The following is a 19426-nucleotide window of genomic DNA, read 5'->3' as shown; positions in this document are numbered from 1 at the left end:
CAGCGCTGAAGGTCACCTAACTCCCAGAAATTACTTTATGTTTTTACCCTAGAGGTACTGTTGGATCAAGAGTTCAGCAATCTGAATACTGTTTAATGCAGCACCTTTGCGCACATTATCTGACACGACCCACATGTTTATACCGCTCTGAGAAGAGATATCTTCGCGAATTCGGCTGACAAATACGTCATCCTTACCAACACCCTCTGTGACCGGCGTCGCGTAACCACCCTCTTCGTCCAGCTCGTCAACCACCTGAACACCCGGCATCACTTCAAGCAAGTTGCGCACGTCCATTGCGGAAATCGGTTCACGCGTTTCTACATGTAACGACTCAGAGTGCCCGAAGAATACAGGAACACGCACACACGTTGGGTTTACCCGAATGCTGTCATCGCCCAGAATTTTCTGGGTTTCCAGCACCATTTTCATCTCTTCGCGGGTATAACCATTGTCCTGCATGGCATCAATCTGCGGCAGCACATTAAAAGTGATCTGTTTTGGATAGACGTCCGGATCGATACTCAGACCATTGAGCAAACGCGCAGTCTGGCCCGCAAGCTCTTCTACCGCTTTACGACCAGAACCTGAAACAGCCTGGTAAGTAGAAACATTGATACGTTCAATACCCACCTCACGGTGAATAGGAGACAGCGCCATTAACATCTGAATCGTTGAACAATTCGGATTCGCGATAATGCCCTGATTGCGATACTCACCCACCATTTCCGGGTTAACTTCTGGAATCACCAGCGGAATATCAGGGTCATAGCGGAAACAAGAGGTATTATCAATCACCACGCATCCTGCATCTGCTGCAATCGGAGCATACTGCATGGACACGTCGCTACCTGCGGAAAACAGTGCAATTTCAACTTGAGAGAAGTCAAAATCTTGTAACAAACCCACCTTATAGGACTTATCGCAAAACTGAAGACTTTGCCCCGCTGAACGCTCCCCGGCTAGCAAATACAACTCACCAACAGGAAACTCGCGTTGCTCCAATATCTCTCGCATCGCTTCACCAACCAAACCCGTGGCGCCTACAATTGCGATATTAAAACGTCTTTCCATTTAAAACCCCGGAAACAAATCAGCCCGAACAATGCCGGGCTGGATTTTTATAAAGACAAATGAACACACTCGCCTTTGAAAGATTGTATGACGGTATATCTGCCTGAATTAGTCTTCCAGCAGAATACGCAGCATACGACGCAGAGGCTCTGCAGCACCCCACAGCAGCTGGTCACCGACGCTGAATGCATTCAGGTACTCATCACCCAAATTCATCTTGCGCAGACGGCCAACCGGCACACTCAGCGTACCCGTCACCTTCGCAGGTGTTAACTCTGCCGCAGTAATATCACGATCATTCGGAATCACTTTAACCCAGTCGTTTGCTTCAGCAAGCATGCCTTCGATTTCGTCCATCGGCAGATTTTGCTTCAGCTTAATTGTGAACGCCTGGCTGTGGCAGCGCATCGCACCAATACGCACACAGGTACCATCGATTGGAATCGGGCTATCGCCCAGACCCAGAATTTTGTTGGTTTCAGCGTATGCTTTCCACTCTTCACGGCTCTGACCGTTATCCAGCTTAGTATCGATCCAAGGGATCAGAGAGCCTGCCAATGGCACACCGAAGTTGTCTGTCGGCATAGCATCGCTGCGAATGGTTTCAGCTACCTGGCGATCGATATCCAGAATAGCGCTGGCTGGGTTGGCCAGATCGGTAGCAACGGACTCTTTGATGATACCCATCTGAGAGATCAGCTCACGCATGTGGCGCGCACCGCCGCCGGATGCCGCCTGATACGTCATGGAGGTCATCCACTCGATATGACCCGCATTGAACAGACCACCCAAACCCATCAGCATCAGGGATACGGTGCAGTTACCGCCAACATAGGTTTTTACACCGCTGGACAGACCGTCTTTGATGACGTTCATGTTTACCGGATCCAGTACGATGATCGCTTCGTCATCCATACGCAAGGAGGATGCCGCATCGATCCAGTAACCATTCCAGCCCGCTTCACGCAGCGCGCCGTAAACCTGTTTCGTGTAGTCACCACCCTGACAGGAAATAATGGCATCCATCTGTTTGAGGTCATCAATGGATGTTGCATCTTTCAGCGCTGGAATATCTTTACCAATATTCGGTCCAGCCTGTCCTACCTGAGATGTGGTGAAGAAGACCGGTTCTTCGATCTGATCGAAATCACGCTCTTCCATCATGCGTTGCATCAACACGGAACCCACCATTCCACGCCAGCCAACAAAACCTACACGTTTCATCTATTTCACCAAAAACTTGGATTGTTCTAAAAATAACAAATCGGCCCCTACTCACCAGCAGAGGCCGATTACACTGCCTTTATAGCGGCAGATATTATGCAATAAATAGCCCTTTCAAGCTATCAGTCTTTCTGCGCCGAGCTTAGCTCTTCAACGCAGCTACGACAGCATCACCCATTTCAACAGTGCTAACTTTCTGCATACCTTCAGACCAGATATCACCTGTACGCAGTCCCTGATCCAGTACAACGTCAACGGCAGCTTCGATTTTCGCTGCTGGCGCTTCCATACCCAGAGAGTGACGCAACATCATCGCTGCAGAGATAATCATCGCCAGCGGGTTTGCAATACCCTGACCTGCAATATCAGGCGCGGAGCCGTGACAAGGCTCGTACATACCCTTACCGTTCACATCCAAAGACGCCGATGGCAGCATGCCGATAGAACCGGTCAGCATTGCCGCCGCATCAGACAGGATGTCACCGAACATGTTGCCCGTTACAATCACGTCAAACTGCTTAGGTGCGCGCACCAGCTGCATCGCTGCATTGTCCACATACATGTGGGACAGCTCTACTTCCGGGTACTCTTTGGACAGATCTTCCATCACTTCGCGCCACAGCATGGTGACTTCCAGCACGTTTGCTTTGTCGACGGAACACAGACGCTTACCACGCTTCATTGCTGCTTCAAATGCAACACGACCGATGCGACGGATCTGCTCTTCGTCGTATACATAGGTGTTATAACCTTCGCGCACACCGTTTTCTTTGGTTTTGATACCACGAGGCTCACCAAAGTAAATACCACCGGTCAACTCACGCACGATCAGGATATCCAGACCGGATACAACGTCTTCTTTCAACGTAGACGCATGCGCCAACTGAGGGTACAGGATTGCAGGGCGCAGATTGCCAAACAGATCCAGCTGCGCACGAATCTTCAGCAGACCCCCTTTCTCAGGACGCTCTGACGGAGGCAGTGTATCCCACTTAGGACCACCCACTGCACCCAACAGGATTGCATCTGCCGCTTCAACCTTTTCCCAGGTTGTTGTTGGCAACGCGTCACCTTCAGCATCGATTGCAGCACCGCCCACCAGCGCATCATCCATCTCCAGACCCAGAGAGAACTGATCGTTTACCAGATCCAGTACTTTACGCGCTTCAGCAGCGATCTCAGGACCAATACCATCACCCGGCAGCAGCAGGACTTTCTTACTCATTGTGTAATTCCTTTATGTTAAAAAGGCAGCACGCATGCTGCCGTACATATTCTTAAACAGTGTAGCCAGCGCTACACCTAATTATTTGATTGCGTCAAACAGCCACGGAGAGTGCTGACGAGCTTTCTCTTCATACGCCTTAATGTCATCAGCGTACTGCAATGTCAGACCAATATCATCCAAACCGTTCAGCAAGCAGTGCTTACGGAAGTCATCCACTTCAAACGCCATTGTTTCACCGGAAGGCGTCACAACCACTTGCGCATCCAGATCAACAGTCAGCTCATAACCTTCAGCAGCATCAACCTCCTTAAACAGCTGATCAACCTGCTCCTCGCTCAGTACGATTGGCAACAGACCATTTTTAAAGCAGTTATTGAAGAAAATCTCTGCAAAGCTTGGCGCGATCACGGTACGGATACCAAAATCTTCCAGCGCCCAAGGCGCATGCTCACGGCTGGAACCACAGCCGAAGTTTTCACGCGCCAGCAGCACACTTGCGCCCTTATAGCGCGGTTTATTCAAAACAAACTCTTCGTTCAGCGGACGACCACTGCAATCCTGGTCCGGCTGACCTTCATCCAGATAACGCAGCTCATCAAACAAGTTCGGGCCAAAACCAGAACGCTTGATAGACTTCAAAAACTGCTTAGGAATGATCATATCAGTATCAACGTTTGCGCGATCCAGCGGAGCCGCGATACCAGTCATCTTGGTAAATTTTTTCATTATCGCTCTCCTTCTTACTGCTTAACAAATTCACGCACGTCGACGAAGTGACCAGCAATCGCTGCCGCTGCCGCCATAGCCGGACTCACCAAATGAGTGCGACCACCAAAGCCCTGACGGCCTTCGAAGTTGCGGTTAGAGGTAGACGCACAATGCTCACCGGCACCCAACTTATCGGGGTTCATCGCCAAACACATGGAGCAACCCGGCTCACGCCATTCCAATCCTGCTTCAGTGAAGATCTTATCCAAACCTTCTTTTTCAGCCTGCTCTTTCACCAAGCCGGAACCCGGCACCACCAGTGCCTGAATGATATTTCCGGCAACCTGACGGCCTTTCACAACTTCAGCAGCAGAGCGCAGGTCTTCAATACGGGAGTTAGTGCAGGAACCGATAAACACACGATCCAACTGGATATCAGTGATCTTCTGATCCGCAGCCAGCCCCATATACGCCAATGCACGGTTGATACCATCAACCTTCACCTGATCAGACTCATTTGCCGGATTAGGCACCTGATCATTAACACTGACAACCATCTCAGGAGACGTTCCCCAAGTGACCTGAGGCGCAATATCTGAACCATTGATCACAACCAGCTCATCAAACTCGGCATCGTCATCAGAAACCAGACCCTGCCATGCAGCTACCGCCTGATCCCACTGCTCACCTTTTGGTGCATATTGACGACCTTCAACATAATCCAGCGTAATCTGATCTACGGAGACCAGACCCACTCGCGCGCCCGCTTCGATCGCCATGTTACATACAGTCATACGGCCTTCCATCGACATGTTGCGGAATACATCACCGCCAAACTCGATGGCATAACCTGTGCCGCCCGCCGTGCCAATAACACCGATCACATGCAACACCACATCTTTTGGTGTAACACCCGCTCCTAACTCACCATCAACACGCACCAGCATGTTTTTCATCTTTTTAGTGATCAGGCACTGCGTCGCCAATACGTGCTCAACTTCAGAAGTACCTACACCATGAGCCAGCGCACCCAAAGCGCCCAATGTTGCAGTATGGGAATCACCACACACTGCGGTCACACCCGGCAGAATTGCACCCTGCTCCGGCGCCATGACATGAACGATACCCTGACGCTGATCATTCATCTTAAATTCAAGAATGCCGAACTCATCGCAGTTCGCATCTAAGGTTTTAACCTGAATTTTTGATACCGGATCAACGATCTCATCTACACCACCCGCACGCGGCGTTGTAGGCACGTTGTGATCCGGTGTTGCAATATTCGCATCGACACGCCACGGCTGACGACCCGCCAGACGCAGACCTTCAAACGCCTGCGGAGAAGTTACCTCATGCAGAACCTGACGATCGATGTAAATCAAAGAACTACCGTCGTCATTCTGGCGCACTAAATGCGCATCAAAAAGCTTGTCGTACAGGGTCTTGCCAGCCATTGTGATGTCCTCACTTTTCTTATTCCGGTCGATGATCGAGACCACCATCGTTGCTCACTGAACAGTTCATCTCGTCATCTGCTGGAACCATCCTAGAACAGGCATTCAAACAACACAAATTCATATTTTTTATTCATTGAATTCCAAATAGGAATAACAAACAATACACACATCTATTGAGGAATTTTTATGGATACCAATACCCTGCAGGCATTCGTTGCCGTTGCGAATAGCGAGTCATTTTCCAAAGCCGCTCACCAGCTTTTTTTAACGCAGTCAGCGGTCAGCAAGCGGGTCGCACTACTCGAAGATCAACTCAATAGTCGCTTATTTGACCGAATCGGCAGGCAAGTCTCGCTTACCGAGGCAGGACAGGCCCTACTACCGCGCGCCCATCAGATTTTGCTTGAGCTGGAGGATGCCCGCAGAGCGATCAGCAACTTATCAGGAGAAGTTACAGGTACACTTTCTCTCGCAGCGAGCCATCATGTGAGCTTACACCGTTTACCGCCGGTTCTACGCGCGTTCACCGCCAGCTACCCCAAAGTTAAACTGGACCTTCGCTTCGATGAATCAGAAGTGGCTTACGAAGGCGTATTACGGGGAGATCTGGAGCTTGCATTAATTACCCTCTCCCCTTCTCCTGATAAAGCCATTCGTTCCATACCGATCTGGCACGATGCGTTGAGGTACGTTGTTTCTCGCGAACACCCGCTGGCAAACAAAACACGCGTCAGCCTGAAAGAGCTCACCCAATACACAGCCATCCTGCCCGACCAGAACACCTTCACTCGGGAGCTGGTTGAACAGCTATTTGATCGCCACAACCTACAACTAAACGTAGGCATGTCGACCAACTATCTCGATACTATCCGCATGATGATCTCTATCGGACTTGGATGGAGCCTGCTGCCAGAATCACTCATTAAAGAAGATCTGGAGGTACTACCCGTTGATGCAGAGCTGGTTTATCGGCAATTAGGTGTGATCCATCACCGGGACAGAACCTTATCGAACGCCGCCCGACATCTTGTTGACATGCTACCTGTCGCAAAATAGAAATCGTTACACAGGTATAAGTTGCCGCTTAGTTGTAATAGTATTTCCTAAGTTTGTTAGGCTTTGCTGGCTAATCAGTGACGAGCCATACGCCAATTCCTCGAAATTGCAGGGTATTGGCATTACCGAAGGAGAGAACTGCCGTGTCAGATGAGCTGAATCAGCAGATGAAGAACTGGCTTGAAGCCCAGAATGCCTACTGGCAAACACTGGGAGAAAGTTCAGACGAGCTGAAGAATCCGGAAGGCTGGCTTGAGTTTATCAAGCGCTATCAGTCCTCTGCCGGAGAAGCCCTGCCGCAACAGTTTTCCCAACTGATGGACGTACTCAGCGCCCAGTCACACAACTTCAACACGTACGGTGAGGACTTGATCCGGCAGTTTCGAAATAGCGCCGGGGATCAGCAGGTAGACTCAGCCGTGAGTGAGTTTCAGAAGTACATGCAGAAGCAGACCACTGAACTGCTGATGCGACAATGGCAACTTCCTGAACAAGTGGCAGCCCTGTTTAAGACACACAGCTTCCATGACGACCTGCTGTTTGAGAATCCGTTCATCAGCGGAATGAAAAGCTTGCTGGAAACACCTGTTGTCGGGTCTAACCCGGAGCTGCAGGCAAACAGCCGCGAAGCCATTCGCCTGTTGCTTGAGTATCAGGAAGCGCTATCAGCCTATATCCGTCATTACGGCGAGATCAATCAGGAAGCCAGCGCTCGCATGACAACCAGGATTGCACAGCGCGAACAGCCCATCGACACCCTTCATGAACTGCACAACATCTGGGTTGAAAGCTACGAATCAGCATACTCAGACACCGTGTTCACAGACGTGTATCAACAAGCCCACGGCCGCATCAGCAACGCTCTGATGTCACTTCGTAACTTTGCGCAAAATGCACGTGATGTTTACTTCCAGTCTGCCGGATTAGCAACTCGCAAAGGACTAGACACCGCCCTGCACCGCCAGCACCAATTGCGTAAAGAGATGCGTCAAACCCGTCGCCAAATCAACACGCTTAATGATGCGGTTAGCGAGCTACAAAGCCAGACGCTCAAAGAGCTGCTGGATGAAATGCGCAACGAGATTGCAAATTTGCGTGGCGAAGTCACCGCCCTGAAGAAAAAGCTGAAGGAGTAATCGATGGACTCAATACACCTTAAGCCAGCAAAGGTTGCCGAAGAGCTATTCGACTTCAACCGAAAGCTTTTGAAAAGCTACAACACACTTCAGAAGCTGAAAGAGGTCGATGTTGGCCAAACACCTAAAGAGGAAGTGTATCGCGAAGACAAGTTACGCCTCCATCGCTATACCCCCATTGGCGAACCAGCCAACACCACGCCAGTACTAATCTGCTACGCACTGGTAAATCGCCCGTACATGATTGATCTAGAGCCTGAACGCTCCATTCTATTACGCCTGCTGGAACAAGGTCAGGAGGTTTATGTCATCGACTGGGGCTACCCGGATGCTGCTGACCGCTATCTTGATCTCGACGATTACATCAATGAATACCTTAACAACTGTGTAGATCACGTTCGCGAGCGTAGCGGCAAAGACCAGATTAATCTGCTGGGGATCTGCCAGGGCGGGACATTTAGCCTGTGCTATACCGCAATGAATCCGCACAAGATCAAAAACCTCATCACCATGGTCACTCCGGTCGACTTCCATACGCCGGACAACCTGCTCGCCCACCTGGCGCGCTCAGTGGATGCAGATCTTGCGGTCGACACCTACGGCAACATCCCGGGCAGCATGCTCAACGACTCCTACAATTCACTCATGCCAATGCGCTTAGGCATTCAGAAAAATCTTGGGATGCCAAACCAGCTTGAAAACGAAGAAAGCGCCCTGAGCTTTTTGCGCATGGAAAAATGGATCTATGACAGCCCTGATCAGGCCGGGGAAGCGTTCAGACAGTTCATCAAGCAGTTCTTCCATGACAACAAGCTGATCAAAGGCGAAGCGATGATTGGCGACAAGCAGGTGGATTTATCGAACATCACGCAGCCTGTTCTGAATATATACGGTAGTTTTGACCACCTTGTCCCGCCCGCTGCTTCAGTGGCACTGGCCAACCATGTCAGCAGCTCTGACTACGAAGAGATGAAGGTTCACGGTGGACATATCGGCGTCTTTGTATCTGGCAAAGCACAGACCCTGGTCGCCCCCAAAATTGTAAACTGGCTAACCGCTCACGACTGATCAATCGCACCTGTTCGCCGACAGGTGCTCAACCTTTCTCCACGCTCCTCATACCTAAAGGTATTCGACTCGCAACAGGCCTGCACTGCGCTTAAGCCGCACAATGCGAATTAGATGTAACACGATGGAAAACCATAAAGAAAGGTACGCATTCGACCGCCGCTAAACAATCGAACGCGTATTCATTGATTCATTGCCCTGAGGACTCAGGCGCAATGGAGCAGTTACTTGTCCTGCTCTTTTTCAGGCTCAGGAGCAACGTACGGCTCATCGCCTTTTTCAGGAGTAAACATTCCGCCCCACATCGCCATGTTCTGGTCAGCGATGCGGTTCATCATGGTCAGCGGGTTCGCCGCTCCCATCATCGTTTGCATCTGTTCGCGAATGCGCTCCTGATGCTCTAAAAAAGCTGCGATACTCTGCTCCAGATACTGGCTCATCATACCCTGCATGCTATCCCCGTAGAAACGGATTAGCTGCTGCAACACCTGATTAGTCAGCAAGGTTCCATGCCCTTGAGCTTCCTGCTCACTAATGATTTGCAGTAAAATATTACGCGTCAGGTCAGCACCGGTTTTTGAATCCTGAACCTGAAATGCCTCGCCGCTCAAAACCAGCGCTTTAACATCTTCCAATGTGACATAGCAGCTGCGTGAAGTGTCATATAGACGACGGTTAGTGTACTTTCTTAAAATACGCAAAGCAGTTCTCTCTCTTCCGAAGACCACCCAATCCCTGATACATACGACTATTCGGAACTCTTACCCCCGCCATAGGGGTTAGTCATCATGCTCAGCATTATTTTTTGCAGCGCGTCCATGGAGCCAAGCCCACTACTCAGGTACGGCTTGAACAGTGTTAGAGGATCATAACCTTCTACGCCAGCTTCCATCTGCTCGCGAATCCGATTCATCATATCCTCATGAAATCCTTCAACATCTGGCAGCCCGAGAACCTTACGCAGCTCTTCGGGTTTCATCTCGATATCTATCTTGAATTTCATCCCGACTCCTTGATGCTACTTTATTTGTTATCTTCTCTAATACTATACAAACTGCACTGCAAAACAACTTTAAACGGGATTTTGCTGCACTTTTTCCGGCCTGATCCAGACCAGAGCCAACACAATAGCGACAGCAACGACAGCCGCTGAAACATAGAATGTCCAACTACCACCCAGCCCATCCCACAGATAACCACTAACAACTGCGCCTAATGCACCGCCAGCCCCAAACCCAAAACTCGAAAAAAGCGCCTGTCCCTGACCGTGAGTTTTATCCGTAAAGTAATGATGAACAAGTGCAATACCAACCGCATGAAGCGTACCAAAGGTCGCAGCATGCAGCGTTTGTGCAACGACCATCAGCACCAACTCTTCCGGCCACAATCCGATCATCAGCCAGCGCACTACACACAGCATCAGACTGATGATCATGATCCATCTCAGGCCAAAGCGCTGTATCAGGCTATGCATATAAATAAAAATGACTACCTCTGCGACAACCCCAATAGCCCACAGCACACCTATTTCACCGCGGCTAAAGCCAACACTTTCCATCAGTACGCTATAGAAGGTGTAGTAGGCGCCATGACTAAACTGCACAAGAAAGCAGATCACAAAAAACGCAATCACCTGCGGACGCAACAGCAGCTTCAAAAATCCATCGCCCACTTCTTTACTCGCCGCAAGCACTGGAGGCGCTGGCACAAACAATGAATTTATCCAGATAAGCACCATGATAACCAACATGATTATCGGCAACGCACGGACACTGATCCAATCAAACACCCAGCCCACGGCCAGTACCGCAACAATAAACCCGATCGACCCCCAAAGCCTGATACGACTGTAGCGGTCACGCTTCTCACCCAGATGAGACAACGTAATGACTTCGAATTGTGGTAGCACTGCATTCCAGAAAAAGCTGAACCCGAGCATCACCATCGCAATTCCCAAGGCATCGTCCTGCCAGAAAATAGCAACAAAAATCAGGCACGTAACAAACGATCCCGCCTGCACAATACGCAACCGCTGCCCGGTTTTATCCGCCAGCCATCCCCATATATTGGGCGCGACGATACGTGTAGCGTGCAACAGCGCCATCAGTATTCCGATGGTCTCTGCACCGAACCCGTAAGATTTGAGATACAGACTCCAATACGGAACCAACGCACCCAGCAATGCGAAATAGAAAAAATAGAATCCGGACAATTGGGCGTAAGGCAAGCTAACCATAAAGCTCCATCTGGATAGATGCGACAGAATAGAATAGAAAAGAGCAAAACAAAAAAACCGGCTTTCGCCGGCTTTTCAGAGCACAATCAGTGGCCGTATCAGGCCTCGCTCAGCGCATCCAACACAAACTGCGGCAATGCAAATGCACCAGCATGTACCGCAGGATTGTAGTAGCGGGTCTTCATACCACTTGCAGCAAAACGTTCCTGCAGAACATCCAGCGACTGCTGACGCAAACTACTATCATCAGCCCCCCATGCAAGCGTCATCACACCACCTACATAGGTTGGCACCGCCGCCGCATAGAAGGTCTGATCAGCAAAGTACGGACTCAAACGTCGACGCGTTGTAACCACTTCATCGACCTGCATATATGCCACACCATTCTGCGCCACAAAGATGCCGCCGTCATTCAGGTGTTTTTTACATCCCTGATAAAAATCACTGGAGAACAGCACTTCACCCGGACCCACTGGATCAGTGCAGTCAGAAATAATAACATCGTATTTCTCACCGTCCTGCTGAACAAAGTCCATCCCATCTGCAATCACAATTTTTGCACGCGGATCGTCAAAAGCGCCTGCGGAATGACCCGGCAGGTACTCTTTACACATATCGATAACAGCCTGGTCAATCTCAACCTGCGTCACCTGCTCTACTTCAGGATGCTTAAGCACCTCACGCAGAATACCACCGTCACCACCACCGATAATCAGGACTTTTTTCGCATCGCCATGTGCAAATAATGGCACGTGCGTCAGCATCTCATGGTATACGAACTCATCCTTCTCTGTCGTCTGGATGATTCCGTCCAGCGCCATCACAGTACCGAAAAAACGGTTACGGAAGATAATCAGATGCCATGAATCTGTTTGCTGCTCAAACAGCACTTCATCAATCTCGAAGCTCTGGCCGTAACCATCGTATAATTTTTCAGTGTACAAAGTTGTCATCTTCTATTTTCACCATCTTCGTGCACAAGCTGCATATCAGCCGCACAAAAAAAGCGTTAAGGCCACAAAAGCAGCCCACCTTATTACTATCCATACGCAATATGCCCGGTTGCAACACCGGGCATATCAAAAACTGCAATTTGAAACTACAGCCGAACCAGTGGTAATCCGAAAATTACTTAATCACCGGCAAATCAGATGTCACGTCTGCGTTCTGCCCGCGATTGCGCAGGAAGTGGTCCATCAACACAATCGCCATCATCGCCTCTGCAATGGGTGTTGCCCGAATACCGACACAAGGATCATGACGACCTTTCGTCACGACCTCAATCTCCTCACCGCGATCGTTAATACTGCGACCCGGCAAACGCAAGCTTGATGTTGGCTTTAAGGCAATATGAGCAATGATATCCTGCCCAGTTGAGATACCACCCAAGATACCCCCCGCATGATTGGACAAGAAACCTTCCGGAGTCATCTCATCGCGGTGCTCAGTACCTTTTTGCGCCACCGATGCAAAACCATCTCCGATCTCAATGCCTTTTACGGCGTTGATACTCATCAGCGCATGAGCCAACTCGGCATCCAACCGATCGAAGATAGGCTCACCCAATCCAACAGGTGCTCCACTGGCGACAACAGAAATTTTTGCCCCAACAGAGTTACCCTCTTTACGCAGCTCATCCATATACTGCGCCATCTCTTCTGCTTTTTTAGCATCAGGCGAAAAGAAGGGATTGTTACCTACTTCATTCCAATCGAAGCTTTCCATATCAATCGCGATTGGACCCAACTGAGACAGGTACCCTCGCACCTGAACCCCTTTCGATGCCAGGAACTTCTTCGCTACTGCACCGGCAGCAACGCGCATCGCTGTCTCGCGCGCAGAAGAACGACCGCCACCGCGGTAATCCCGGAAGCCGTATTTGTGAGAATAGACATAATCAGCATGCGCCGGTCGGAACGTCTCAGCAATGTTAGAGTAATCTTTCGATCGCTGATCGGTGTTTTTGATCAACAGACCAATCGGCGTGCCTGTCGTTTTGCCTTCGAATACACCCGAAAGAATCTCTACTACATCATCTTCGCGACGCTGAGTCGTATGACGAGACGTTCCCGGCTTACGGCGATCCAGATCAACCTGAAGGTCTTCCGCGCTCAGCTCAATACCAGGAGGGCAACCATCAACAATACAACCCAGCGCTGGGCCGTGACTCTCACCAAAGGTCGTCACAGTAAAGAGTTTTCCGAAGCTATTTCCTGACATCGTTTCAATCCACTTTTATAAACATCGTCCAGCGTTTTCACGCCAGCTAACAGAGGCCTAAGTATACCGCCTCGCTTAAATTTCTTCCCGGTGCGCTTTCAGATCAGCTGCACTAATGGCAAATACACCATTTCCACCCTGCTCCAGCTCCAGCCAGATCAGTGGTAATTGAGGATACTGCTCCATCAGATGCACTTCACTATTGCCCACTTCAACAACAAGCAGTCCATCATCAGTCAGATAATCATTGGCTTCCCGCAAGATACGTTTAGTGATATCCAGACCATCATCACCGGAGCCCAACGCCAACTCAGGCTCATGAGCGTACTCATCCGGCATCGACGCCAGATCCTCAGCATCTACATACGGCGGATTGGATACGATTAGATCATAACGCTCGCCTTTCAGTGCATTAAACAGATCACTTTGGCGAGGGATTACCCGCTGCTCCAGTTCATGCCGCGCTACGTTAATACTCGCAACATCCAGAGCATCATCAGACAGATCCACCAGATCCACATCAGATTCCGGGAATGCATACGCGCACGCAATGCCGATACAACCACTTCCCGTACACAGATCCAAAATACGGTTCACCGCCCCTTCCCTCAGAAACGGGGCGAATTGTGCATCAATTAGTTCAGCAATCGGTGAGCGCGGAACAATCACGCGTTCATCGACATAAAATGGCATGCCCGAAAACCATGCTTCATTCGTCAGATAAGGCAATGGCACACGCTCATGTACCCGCTTTTCAATGAACGCCAGAATCTTATCTTTCTCAGGGGAGGTAAGACGACCATCCAACACAGCCTTATCTGCATCCCACGGCAGATGCACGGCACCCAATACCAACTGCACCGCCTCATCCCATGCGTTGTCAGTGCCATGGCCGAAAAACACGTCGTGTTCACCAAACGCACTCATGCACCAACGTATATAATCACGCAAAGTATGCAGTTCATTTTTAATCGGGTCTTGATCGTTCATCATTACTCACCGGATAATATCGCCCCGTTAAGGGTCACAGGGAGTATGTACGACAGACTCCGCAGAAGGGCCGCTATGTTAATGAAATTTGGGTTGAAAAGCCATGTCAGACCGCGCCAAACCTGACAACTCCGATGAGGAGTTTTCCTTTGCTGATGCTATGCAGGGCGTCAAACGACACTCTCACGATCGTGCCGATCTGAAACCGAAGCGACGCAAAGATATCAATCTCGACGCCAAACGCGCTGCGGCCTTGATTGAGGAAGAAAAAGTAATCGACAACCTATCCAGTGAAGCCGCCGATCTGGTCGAGTCTAATGAGGAGCTGATCTTCGCCGCACCCGGCGTTCAACTTCGCGTACTGAAGCGCTTGAAACAAGGGCATATCCCTTGGGAAGAAGGGCTTGATCTGCACGGCTACACCATTGATGATGCTCGCGACGAATTGAGCCGCTTTATTCGCACGGCCCGAAACCGGAAAATGCGCGCAGTGATTGTCGTGCATGGCAAAGCGTACAGCCAGTCAGGCAAACAGCCATTGGTGAAATCTTATGTAAATGAATGGCTACGCAGAATGCCTGGCGTACTGGCATTCACATCCGCACAAGACAGGGATGGCGGCACAGGTGCACTGTACATACTGCTAAAACGAGATAACAGCTAATCGTTAGAGCAACGCACCTTTCTCAAGTGCCTCCAAACGCTCACGAGTAATCTGACGCCCCACCTCAATAACCTCTTCCGCACGATAAAACTCAAAGAAATGGCAAAGATCATGCGGAATGGGCACCACCAGATCAGGTGGATAACCGGCAATTTTGTACTGCGACAGGCTTCCCTGCATCACTTCTACCGAATCCAGCAGAATATCAATTCGCCCACCCACCCGAGGAGGTTCACGCTTTTGACCTTCTGCATCATTGCTTGCGTGCCCATTGCCGTTTCCATTCGCGCTTCCAGCAGCCGAGACGGAATCTAAATGCCAGCTATCACTGACGCCACTGCGGTTTAAGTAGGCATTATCAGGTAGATTCAAGGCGTCATGCTTAGGATCGCGGGCATTAAGATCCACCGCGATAATCAGATCGGCATGAGCAGCAACGGTGGGAATAATCGGCAACGGATTAAGCACCCCACCATCAACCAATACCCGATTTTCGTGAACATAAGGCGTAAAGAAACCAGGAACCGAGATGGAGGCACGCATTGCAGTTTGCAGTGAGCCCGACTGGAACCAGACCTCTTTTTGACGTGCGATATCTGTCGCAACAGCAGTATACGTTAGCGGCAGATCCTCAATGGCAGGATCCCCCACCATATCATTAAGGCGCTGAAACAAGCGTTCACCTCGTATGGCGCCTCGCGTAAGCGTGACATCAAGCAGCCTGAAGATCTCAAACTTGGTTAGACCGACAACCCACTCCCTGTATGCCTCCAAACCACCCGCAGCATACACGCCACCAACCAGCGCGCCCATAGAGCTTCCAGCGATACAAATAATCTCGTAGCCTCGACGCTCTATTTCTTCGATGACACCAATGTGTGCGTATCCCCTTGCACCACCACTACCCAGAACCAATGAGACTGTTGCCATCCCTGCCTCCTACTCGCGGATTATATAGACCCCTGCTTCACCTGCCTTCATCATGAGTGGAGCTAGCGGCCCAACACCAAATATCCGGATACGATCTGCATCCACCTGCTGTTGCAGCACTTGCTTTAATTGCCTCGCCTGACCTTCAGAACGCTCAATGATGTCATCCACTTCGCCGTCCTTCCGATCAAAGCCAACCAACCAGATCTTTAATTGCGGGTTTTGCTCCAGATAATCGAACAGAGACTGAGGAAGCTCCCCATTTGGAGGCACCTGAGCATAACCTTGCCCAATAAGGTCCTCTGTGAGGTCTCGCTGCTGCCCTGCAAGCACTTCCAGATGAGCATAAACCCGCTTGTTGCCTCGAATGACAGTATAGATGACGAAATAGCTCTGCCCCAGCTGAGCGACAAGGTAGTGCTGCGTCGGATCCACGCCATAAAGCTTAGAGTAACGAAATATGGAGTTGGCCCAGTAGTTACTGCTACCACAATCTCGTCCCTGACATTCAAATAAGACTTCTGCCCCTTTAGCCGTGAGCTGACTTCGAAGATACTTAAAAGGCTCCGACGATGTATGACCGTCAGGGATACGATAAGTAATACGCGTGAGATCCCCCGCCACACGCAACTCACGCTCAGGACGCACCACACCATCAACTTTTTGCAGCCCCCCAAGAATGAGGCGATATTCTGGTATTTTGCTTTGCCGAAAATTAACAATATAGGACAGTGGAAAACGCTCAACTGAAGGATCATCCGACGACCCTCTTCGATCAGTTTGAGCCTGAACAGATGAAACCAGTAATACAGCCAGAAATGGCAGCCAACGCAACATCGAAACCTCCATGCATAACAACACCCTGTTAGACCGCAGGGATCAGGTCATTTATCCACACACCAACTATTCACAAGATCCGCAATCAACTGCGCCGCTTCAGGCTCAAGGTGTAGATGATGATTACCCGGAAAACGGTGCGTTTTGAGCGACTTGATACAGGCAACTCGCTCATCCAATCGATCCAGATCCAAGCCAGCTTCACCAAGCACTAAATCAACGTCTGCACTGATACTACGCAAAAAAGCCTGAACCTGATCTTCCGTCATGCGCAGTATAGATGGCAAAACCAAACTTGGGTCGTTACGCCAGTAAACACCATCTTCCCCACGTACAGCACCGCGACTGACTAACCAGCGCGATGCCTGCTCGCTCACAGGAAACCGCCCATTGACCCGAGCAGTGACCGCCTCATCGAGTGATGCATAAGGTTTGAGGCGTCGGTTCCGCATCTTGCTGCGTTTATTTAACGCCTCCGCCATGAGTTCCGGCAGCTTATCCGCCTCATACACCAGAGGCGCAACACCCTCTATCAGACAGAGCTTTTCAACCCGCTCTGGAAATGCACCCGCTAACAAACTGGCAATACTGGCACCCATCGAATGCCCGATAAGGTTAAGCTTATCCAGCCCCAACTCATCCGCGATCGCGATCACATCCGCCACATTATCCCAAATGTAATACGGCATCGAGGCAGGCCGATGATCGGAAAAGCCGTGCCCCATCAAATCCAGCGCGATAAACCGCACACCTTCGAGCAATGGCCCCATTCGGTTATAGGTTGCCGCATTATCAAGCCATCCGTGCAAAGCAAGTACGACCGGTGCATCCGGGTCGCCACTTGCTAATGCGGCAATGACGTGACCGTTCACCTCAAAGCGAAGTTCTTCAGAATATGACACGCAAAATCCCTGCAATTAACTGATTTGAAAAGCATAACGCAAAAAACAGGGGAACGTCAGAGAGAGAAAAATAAAAACCGGGTTCAGGAGGACTGTAGCACCCGACATCAGGAAACCCGTTAGGTCAGGATTTCCAGCGCAGCGTTCCCAGCCCCATTGCAGGCCAATCCGCTTCAACACACGCCAGCGTACCGGTATCAAAAGGCTCAACACCCGTACCACAAAAGCCCCCTACTAACTGGCTGACCAGTGGATTATGTGTGACGACCAGTATCGTCTTATCTGAAAAAGATTCCAGCGTTTCCAGCGCCTGCTGAGGGTCGCAATCAGGCGTCCAGCGCGCATCGTCGGAGAGCGATTTAACCGCCAAAACATCAGCAGCGAGCCGGGCCGTCTGAACCGCACGCAAATAAGGGCTGTGCAGAATATGGTCAATATCCTGCATACGCTCTGCATTTGCCAGAAGCGTCGCCCGCAACCGAACAACCCCGTTGTCCGTTAACGGGCGATCCGCGTCAGTTAACGCCTTCCATGAGGCCTCCCCATGACGCATGAAGTAGACTTTCACACCGCATCCCTGGGCAATACAAACTCGACATCGGTACTTTGCTCATTCAGCATCAGTGTTTTTACAACTTCAGCGACAGGAGCATGGTTGAATACCACCTCGTACAAACCCCACACCAGCGGCATATATACGTCCATCTCCTGCGCTTTAGTCTTCACCTGCTTTAAGGTATTCACACCTTCAGCAACCTGACCTAAAGACTCAACCGCTTCATCCAGTGTTTTGCCCTCACCGAGAGCATATCCAACGCGATAATTCCGGCTCAGCGGCGACATACAGGTTACGATCAGATCCCCTACTCCCGCTAGACCAATAAAAGTCATGGGGTTAGCGCCCATACAGACTGCAAATCGACTCATCTCAGCCAGACTACGAGTCATCAGCATACTTTTCGTATTCTCACCCATACCCATTGCTGCACTGAGACCCGCCGCAATCGCATAGATATTTTTAAGTGTTCCGCCTAATTCCACACCGTAAGTATCATCGCTGGCATAGACGCGGAAGTACGCGCTATGTAGCACTTTCTGCGCAAGCTCACGCAATTCATTATCATCACTGGCAATGACTGTTGCGGTTAACTGCCGCTGAGCGACCTCTTTCGCAAGATTGGGACCGCTCAAAACACCAATGCGACCTTTAGGTAACTCATCGCGAAGAATTTCGCTCATTAAACTGAAGGTTTCTGCTTCAATACCCTTCGTGGTACTGACTAACATTTGAGATGGCGTTAGCCATTCTCGCGCCTGCTTGACAACTGATCGGAACGAATGGCTTGGGATAGAAACAAAAATAAGCTGTGCGCCAGTCACTGCCTCCTGCATATCCGTCGTAGGCAGCAGACCTTCAGCTAACTTATAGCCAGGGAGATAACGCGTATTTTCACGACCCGTCTCGATCTCATCAACACGTTTCTGATCGCGCATCCAATGACTCACCTGGATTCCATTCTCCGCGACCATATTCGCGATAATGGTGCCAAAACTCCCACCACCCAATACCGCGACTTTTGTTACTTCAGACATTCATCGACCTCTTGAACTCGATCCATTGTTTCCTGCCTCACGACACCCCGTTGACCAGAGACCGGAATGTATGTACGTATTTTATCTCTGAACACAGATAACA

Annotated in this window: 20 protein-coding genes; 4 read left to right on the top strand and 16 right to left on the bottom strand. The window is 50.2% G+C overall.

Translation table 11 applies throughout. The annotated features are described in order from the left end of the window. Nucleotides 1–48: 48 nt before the first annotated feature. The 5 genes from IOQ59_RS02935 to leuC all read right to left on the bottom strand — a co-directional run bounded on the left by IOQ59_RS02935 (nucleotide 49) and on the right by leuC (nucleotide 5688). Nucleotides 49–1074 (bottom strand): aspartate-semialdehyde dehydrogenase, encoded by a 1026-nt coding sequence (locus tag IOQ59_RS02935; protein WP_193951764.1) that lies wholly within the window; start codon nucleotides 1072–1074, stop codon nucleotides 49–51. Between the two features lie 108 nt (nucleotides 1075–1182). Further along, nucleotides 1183–2298 carry an aspartate-semialdehyde dehydrogenase gene (gene asd, locus IOQ59_RS02930; protein ID WP_193951763.1) on the bottom strand — a complete coding sequence of 372 codons (1116 nt, stop codon included), beginning with the start codon at nucleotides 2296–2298 and terminating at the stop codon, nucleotides 1183–1185. A 142-nt stretch (nucleotides 2299–2440) separates the two neighbouring features. Further along, the gene (gene leuB, locus IOQ59_RS02925) at nucleotides 2441–3523 is read right to left on the bottom strand and encodes a 3-isopropylmalate dehydrogenase (RefSeq protein WP_193951762.1); all 1083 of its coding nucleotides are present in this window, start codon (nucleotides 3521–3523) and stop codon (nucleotides 2441–2443) included. Nucleotides 3524–3604: 81 nt separating this feature from the next. Beyond that, nucleotides 3605–4252 carry a 3-isopropylmalate dehydratase small subunit gene (gene leuD, locus IOQ59_RS02920; protein ID WP_193951761.1) on the bottom strand — a complete coding sequence of 216 codons (648 nt, stop codon included), beginning with the start codon at nucleotides 4250–4252 and terminating at the stop codon, nucleotides 3605–3607. Between the two features lie 14 nt (nucleotides 4253–4266). Then, nucleotides 4267–5688, bottom strand: a complete 1422-nt coding sequence (leuC, locus tag IOQ59_RS02915; protein ID WP_193951760.1) for a 3-isopropylmalate dehydratase large subunit — start codon at nucleotides 5686–5688, stop codon at nucleotides 4267–4269. Nucleotides 5689–5877: 189 nt separating this feature from the next. Between leuC and IOQ59_RS02910 the strand changes: the two genes are divergently transcribed. From IOQ59_RS02910 to phaC, 3 genes are all read left to right on the top strand, one after another. Continuing rightward, nucleotides 5878–6747: a LysR family transcriptional regulator gene (locus IOQ59_RS02910; protein ID WP_193951759.1), complete on the top strand. Its 870-nt coding sequence runs from the start codon at nucleotides 5878–5880 to the stop codon at nucleotides 6745–6747. 143 nt (nucleotides 6748–6890) lie between these two features. Next, entirely contained in the window at nucleotides 6891–7883 is a 993-nt protein-coding gene (locus IOQ59_RS02905; RefSeq protein WP_193951758.1) for a poly(R)-hydroxyalkanoic acid synthase subunit PhaE, read from the top strand. 3 nt (nucleotides 7884–7886) lie between these two features. After that, on the top strand, nucleotides 7887–8951 hold the full coding sequence (gene phaC, locus IOQ59_RS02900; protein ID WP_193951757.1) for a class III poly(R)-hydroxyalkanoic acid synthase subunit PhaC: 1065 nt from the start codon (nucleotides 7887–7889) through the stop codon (nucleotides 8949–8951). A gap of 224 nt (nucleotides 8952–9175) precedes the next feature. On the opposite strand, the gene phaR is transcribed toward phaC, so the two are convergent. From phaR to prmB, 6 genes are all read right to left on the bottom strand, one after another. Further along, nucleotides 9176–9652 (bottom strand): polyhydroxyalkanoate synthesis repressor PhaR, encoded by a 477-nt coding sequence (phaR, locus tag IOQ59_RS02895; protein ID WP_193951756.1) that lies wholly within the window; start codon nucleotides 9650–9652, stop codon nucleotides 9176–9178. Between the two features lie 47 nt (nucleotides 9653–9699). Continuing rightward, nucleotides 9700–9954: a DUF6489 family protein gene (locus tag IOQ59_RS02890; protein WP_193951755.1), complete on the bottom strand. Its 255-nt coding sequence runs from the start codon at nucleotides 9952–9954 to the stop codon at nucleotides 9700–9702. 69 nt (nucleotides 9955–10023) lie between these two features. Beyond that, a complete protein-coding gene (locus tag IOQ59_RS02885) occupies nucleotides 10024–11187 on the bottom strand; it encodes an MFS transporter (protein ID WP_193951754.1) in 1164 nt (387 codons plus the stop codon). A 98-nt stretch (nucleotides 11188–11285) separates the two neighbouring features. Beyond that, nucleotides 11286–12140: a polyamine aminopropyltransferase gene (speE, locus tag IOQ59_RS02880; RefSeq protein ID WP_193951753.1), complete on the bottom strand. Its 855-nt coding sequence runs from the start codon at nucleotides 12138–12140 to the stop codon at nucleotides 11286–11288. 175 nt (nucleotides 12141–12315) lie between these two features. Continuing rightward, on the bottom strand, nucleotides 12316–13407 hold the full coding sequence (aroC, locus tag IOQ59_RS02875) for a chorismate synthase (protein WP_193951752.1): 1092 nt from the start codon (nucleotides 13405–13407) through the stop codon (nucleotides 12316–12318). Nucleotides 13408–13482: 75 nt separating this feature from the next. Then, nucleotides 13483–14400 carry a 50S ribosomal protein L3 N(5)-glutamine methyltransferase gene (prmB, locus tag IOQ59_RS02870; protein ID WP_193951751.1) on the bottom strand — a complete coding sequence of 306 codons (918 nt, stop codon included), beginning with the start codon at nucleotides 14398–14400 and terminating at the stop codon, nucleotides 13483–13485. A gap of 100 nt (nucleotides 14401–14500) precedes the next feature. Here prmB and IOQ59_RS02865 point away from each other — a divergent pair, with 100 nt between their 5' ends. Beyond that, a complete protein-coding gene (locus tag IOQ59_RS02865) occupies nucleotides 14501–15061 on the top strand; it encodes a Smr/MutS family protein (protein ID WP_193951750.1) in 561 nt (186 codons plus the stop codon). A gap of 3 nt (nucleotides 15062–15064) precedes the next feature. Here IOQ59_RS02865 and IOQ59_RS02860 read toward each other — a convergent pair whose 3' ends face one another. The 5 genes from IOQ59_RS02860 to IOQ59_RS02840 form a co-directional block, all read right to left on the bottom strand. Next, nucleotides 15065–15991, bottom strand: a complete 927-nt coding sequence (locus IOQ59_RS02860; protein WP_193951749.1) for a patatin-like phospholipase family protein — start codon at nucleotides 15989–15991, stop codon at nucleotides 15065–15067. 9 nt (nucleotides 15992–16000) lie between these two features. Then, nucleotides 16001–16828 (bottom strand): DUF4892 domain-containing protein, encoded by an 828-nt coding sequence (locus tag IOQ59_RS02855; protein ID WP_193951748.1) that lies wholly within the window; start codon nucleotides 16826–16828, stop codon nucleotides 16001–16003. Nucleotides 16829–16875: 47 nt separating this feature from the next. Beyond that, nucleotides 16876–17730: an alpha/beta fold hydrolase gene (locus IOQ59_RS02850; RefSeq protein ID WP_193951747.1), complete on the bottom strand. Its 855-nt coding sequence runs from the start codon at nucleotides 17728–17730 to the stop codon at nucleotides 16876–16878. Nucleotides 17731–17854: 124 nt separating this feature from the next. Then, entirely contained in the window at nucleotides 17855–18298 is a 444-nt protein-coding gene (gene sixA / locus IOQ59_RS02845; RefSeq protein WP_193951746.1) for a phosphohistidine phosphatase SixA, read from the bottom strand. Further along, complete coding sequence (locus IOQ59_RS02840; RefSeq protein ID WP_193951745.1) at nucleotides 18295–19323, bottom strand: NAD(P)H-dependent glycerol-3-phosphate dehydrogenase; 1029 nt, start codon at nucleotides 19321–19323, stop codon at nucleotides 18295–18297. Before IOQ59_RS02840 ends, sixA begins: the two co-directional genes overlap by 4 nt. Nucleotides 19324–19426: the final 103 nt, after the last annotated feature.

The sequence above is a fragment of the Pontibacterium sinense genome (assembly GCF_015209595.1).
Classification (GTDB): Bacteria; Pseudomonadota; Gammaproteobacteria; order Pseudomonadales; family Balneatricaceae; genus Pontibacterium; species Pontibacterium sinense.
This window is presented reverse-complemented; position numbering and strand designations above follow the sequence as displayed.

Coding starts and splice junctions, on each gene's coding strand:
- IOQ59_RS02935 (WP_193951764.1), bottom strand. CDS start 1,074: ATGGAAAGACGTTTTAATATCGCAATTGTAGGCGCCACGGGTTTGGTT.
- asd (WP_193951763.1), bottom strand. CDS start 2,298: ATGAAACGTGTAGGTTTTGTTGGCTGGCGTGGAATGGTGGGTTCCGTG.
- leuB (WP_193951762.1), bottom strand. CDS start 3,523: ATGAGTAAGAAAGTCCTGCTGCTGCCGGGTGATGGTATTGGTCCTGAG.
- leuD (WP_193951761.1), bottom strand. CDS start 4,252: ATGAAAAAATTTACCAAGATGACTGGTATCGCGGCTCCGCTGGATCGC.
- leuC (WP_193951760.1), bottom strand. CDS start 5,688: ATGGCTGGCAAGACCCTGTACGACAAGCTTTTTGATGCGCATTTAGTG.
- IOQ59_RS02910 (WP_193951759.1), top strand. CDS start 5,878: ATGGATACCAATACCCTGCAGGCATTCGTTGCCGTTGCGAATAGCGAG.
- phaC (WP_193951757.1), top strand. CDS start 7,887: ATGGACTCAATACACCTTAAGCCAGCAAAGGTTGCCGAAGAGCTATTC.
- IOQ59_RS02890 (WP_193951755.1), bottom strand. CDS start 9,954: ATGAAATTCAAGATAGATATCGAGATGAAACCCGAAGAGCTGCGTAAG.
- IOQ59_RS02885 (WP_193951754.1), bottom strand. CDS start 11,187: ATGGTTAGCTTGCCTTACGCCCAATTGTCCGGATTCTATTTTTTCTAT.
- speE (WP_193951753.1), bottom strand. CDS start 12,140: ATGACAACTTTGTACACTGAAAAATTATACGATGGTTACGGCCAGAGC.
- aroC (WP_193951752.1), bottom strand. CDS start 13,407: ATGTCAGGAAATAGCTTCGGAAAACTCTTTACTGTGACGACCTTTGGT.
- prmB (WP_193951751.1), bottom strand. CDS start 14,400: ATGATGAACGATCAAGACCCGATTAAAAATGAACTGCATACTTTGCGT.
- IOQ59_RS02865 (WP_193951750.1), top strand. CDS start 14,501: ATGTCAGACCGCGCCAAACCTGACAACTCCGATGAGGAGTTTTCCTTT.
- IOQ59_RS02860 (WP_193951749.1), bottom strand. CDS start 15,991: ATGGCAACAGTCTCATTGGTTCTGGGTAGTGGTGGTGCAAGGGGATAC.
- IOQ59_RS02855 (WP_193951748.1), bottom strand. CDS start 16,828: ATGTTGCGTTGGCTGCCATTTCTGGCTGTATTACTGGTTTCATCTGTT.
- IOQ59_RS02840 (WP_193951745.1), bottom strand. CDS start 19,323: ATGTCTGAAGTAACAAAAGTCGCGGTATTGGGTGGTGGGAGTTTTGGC.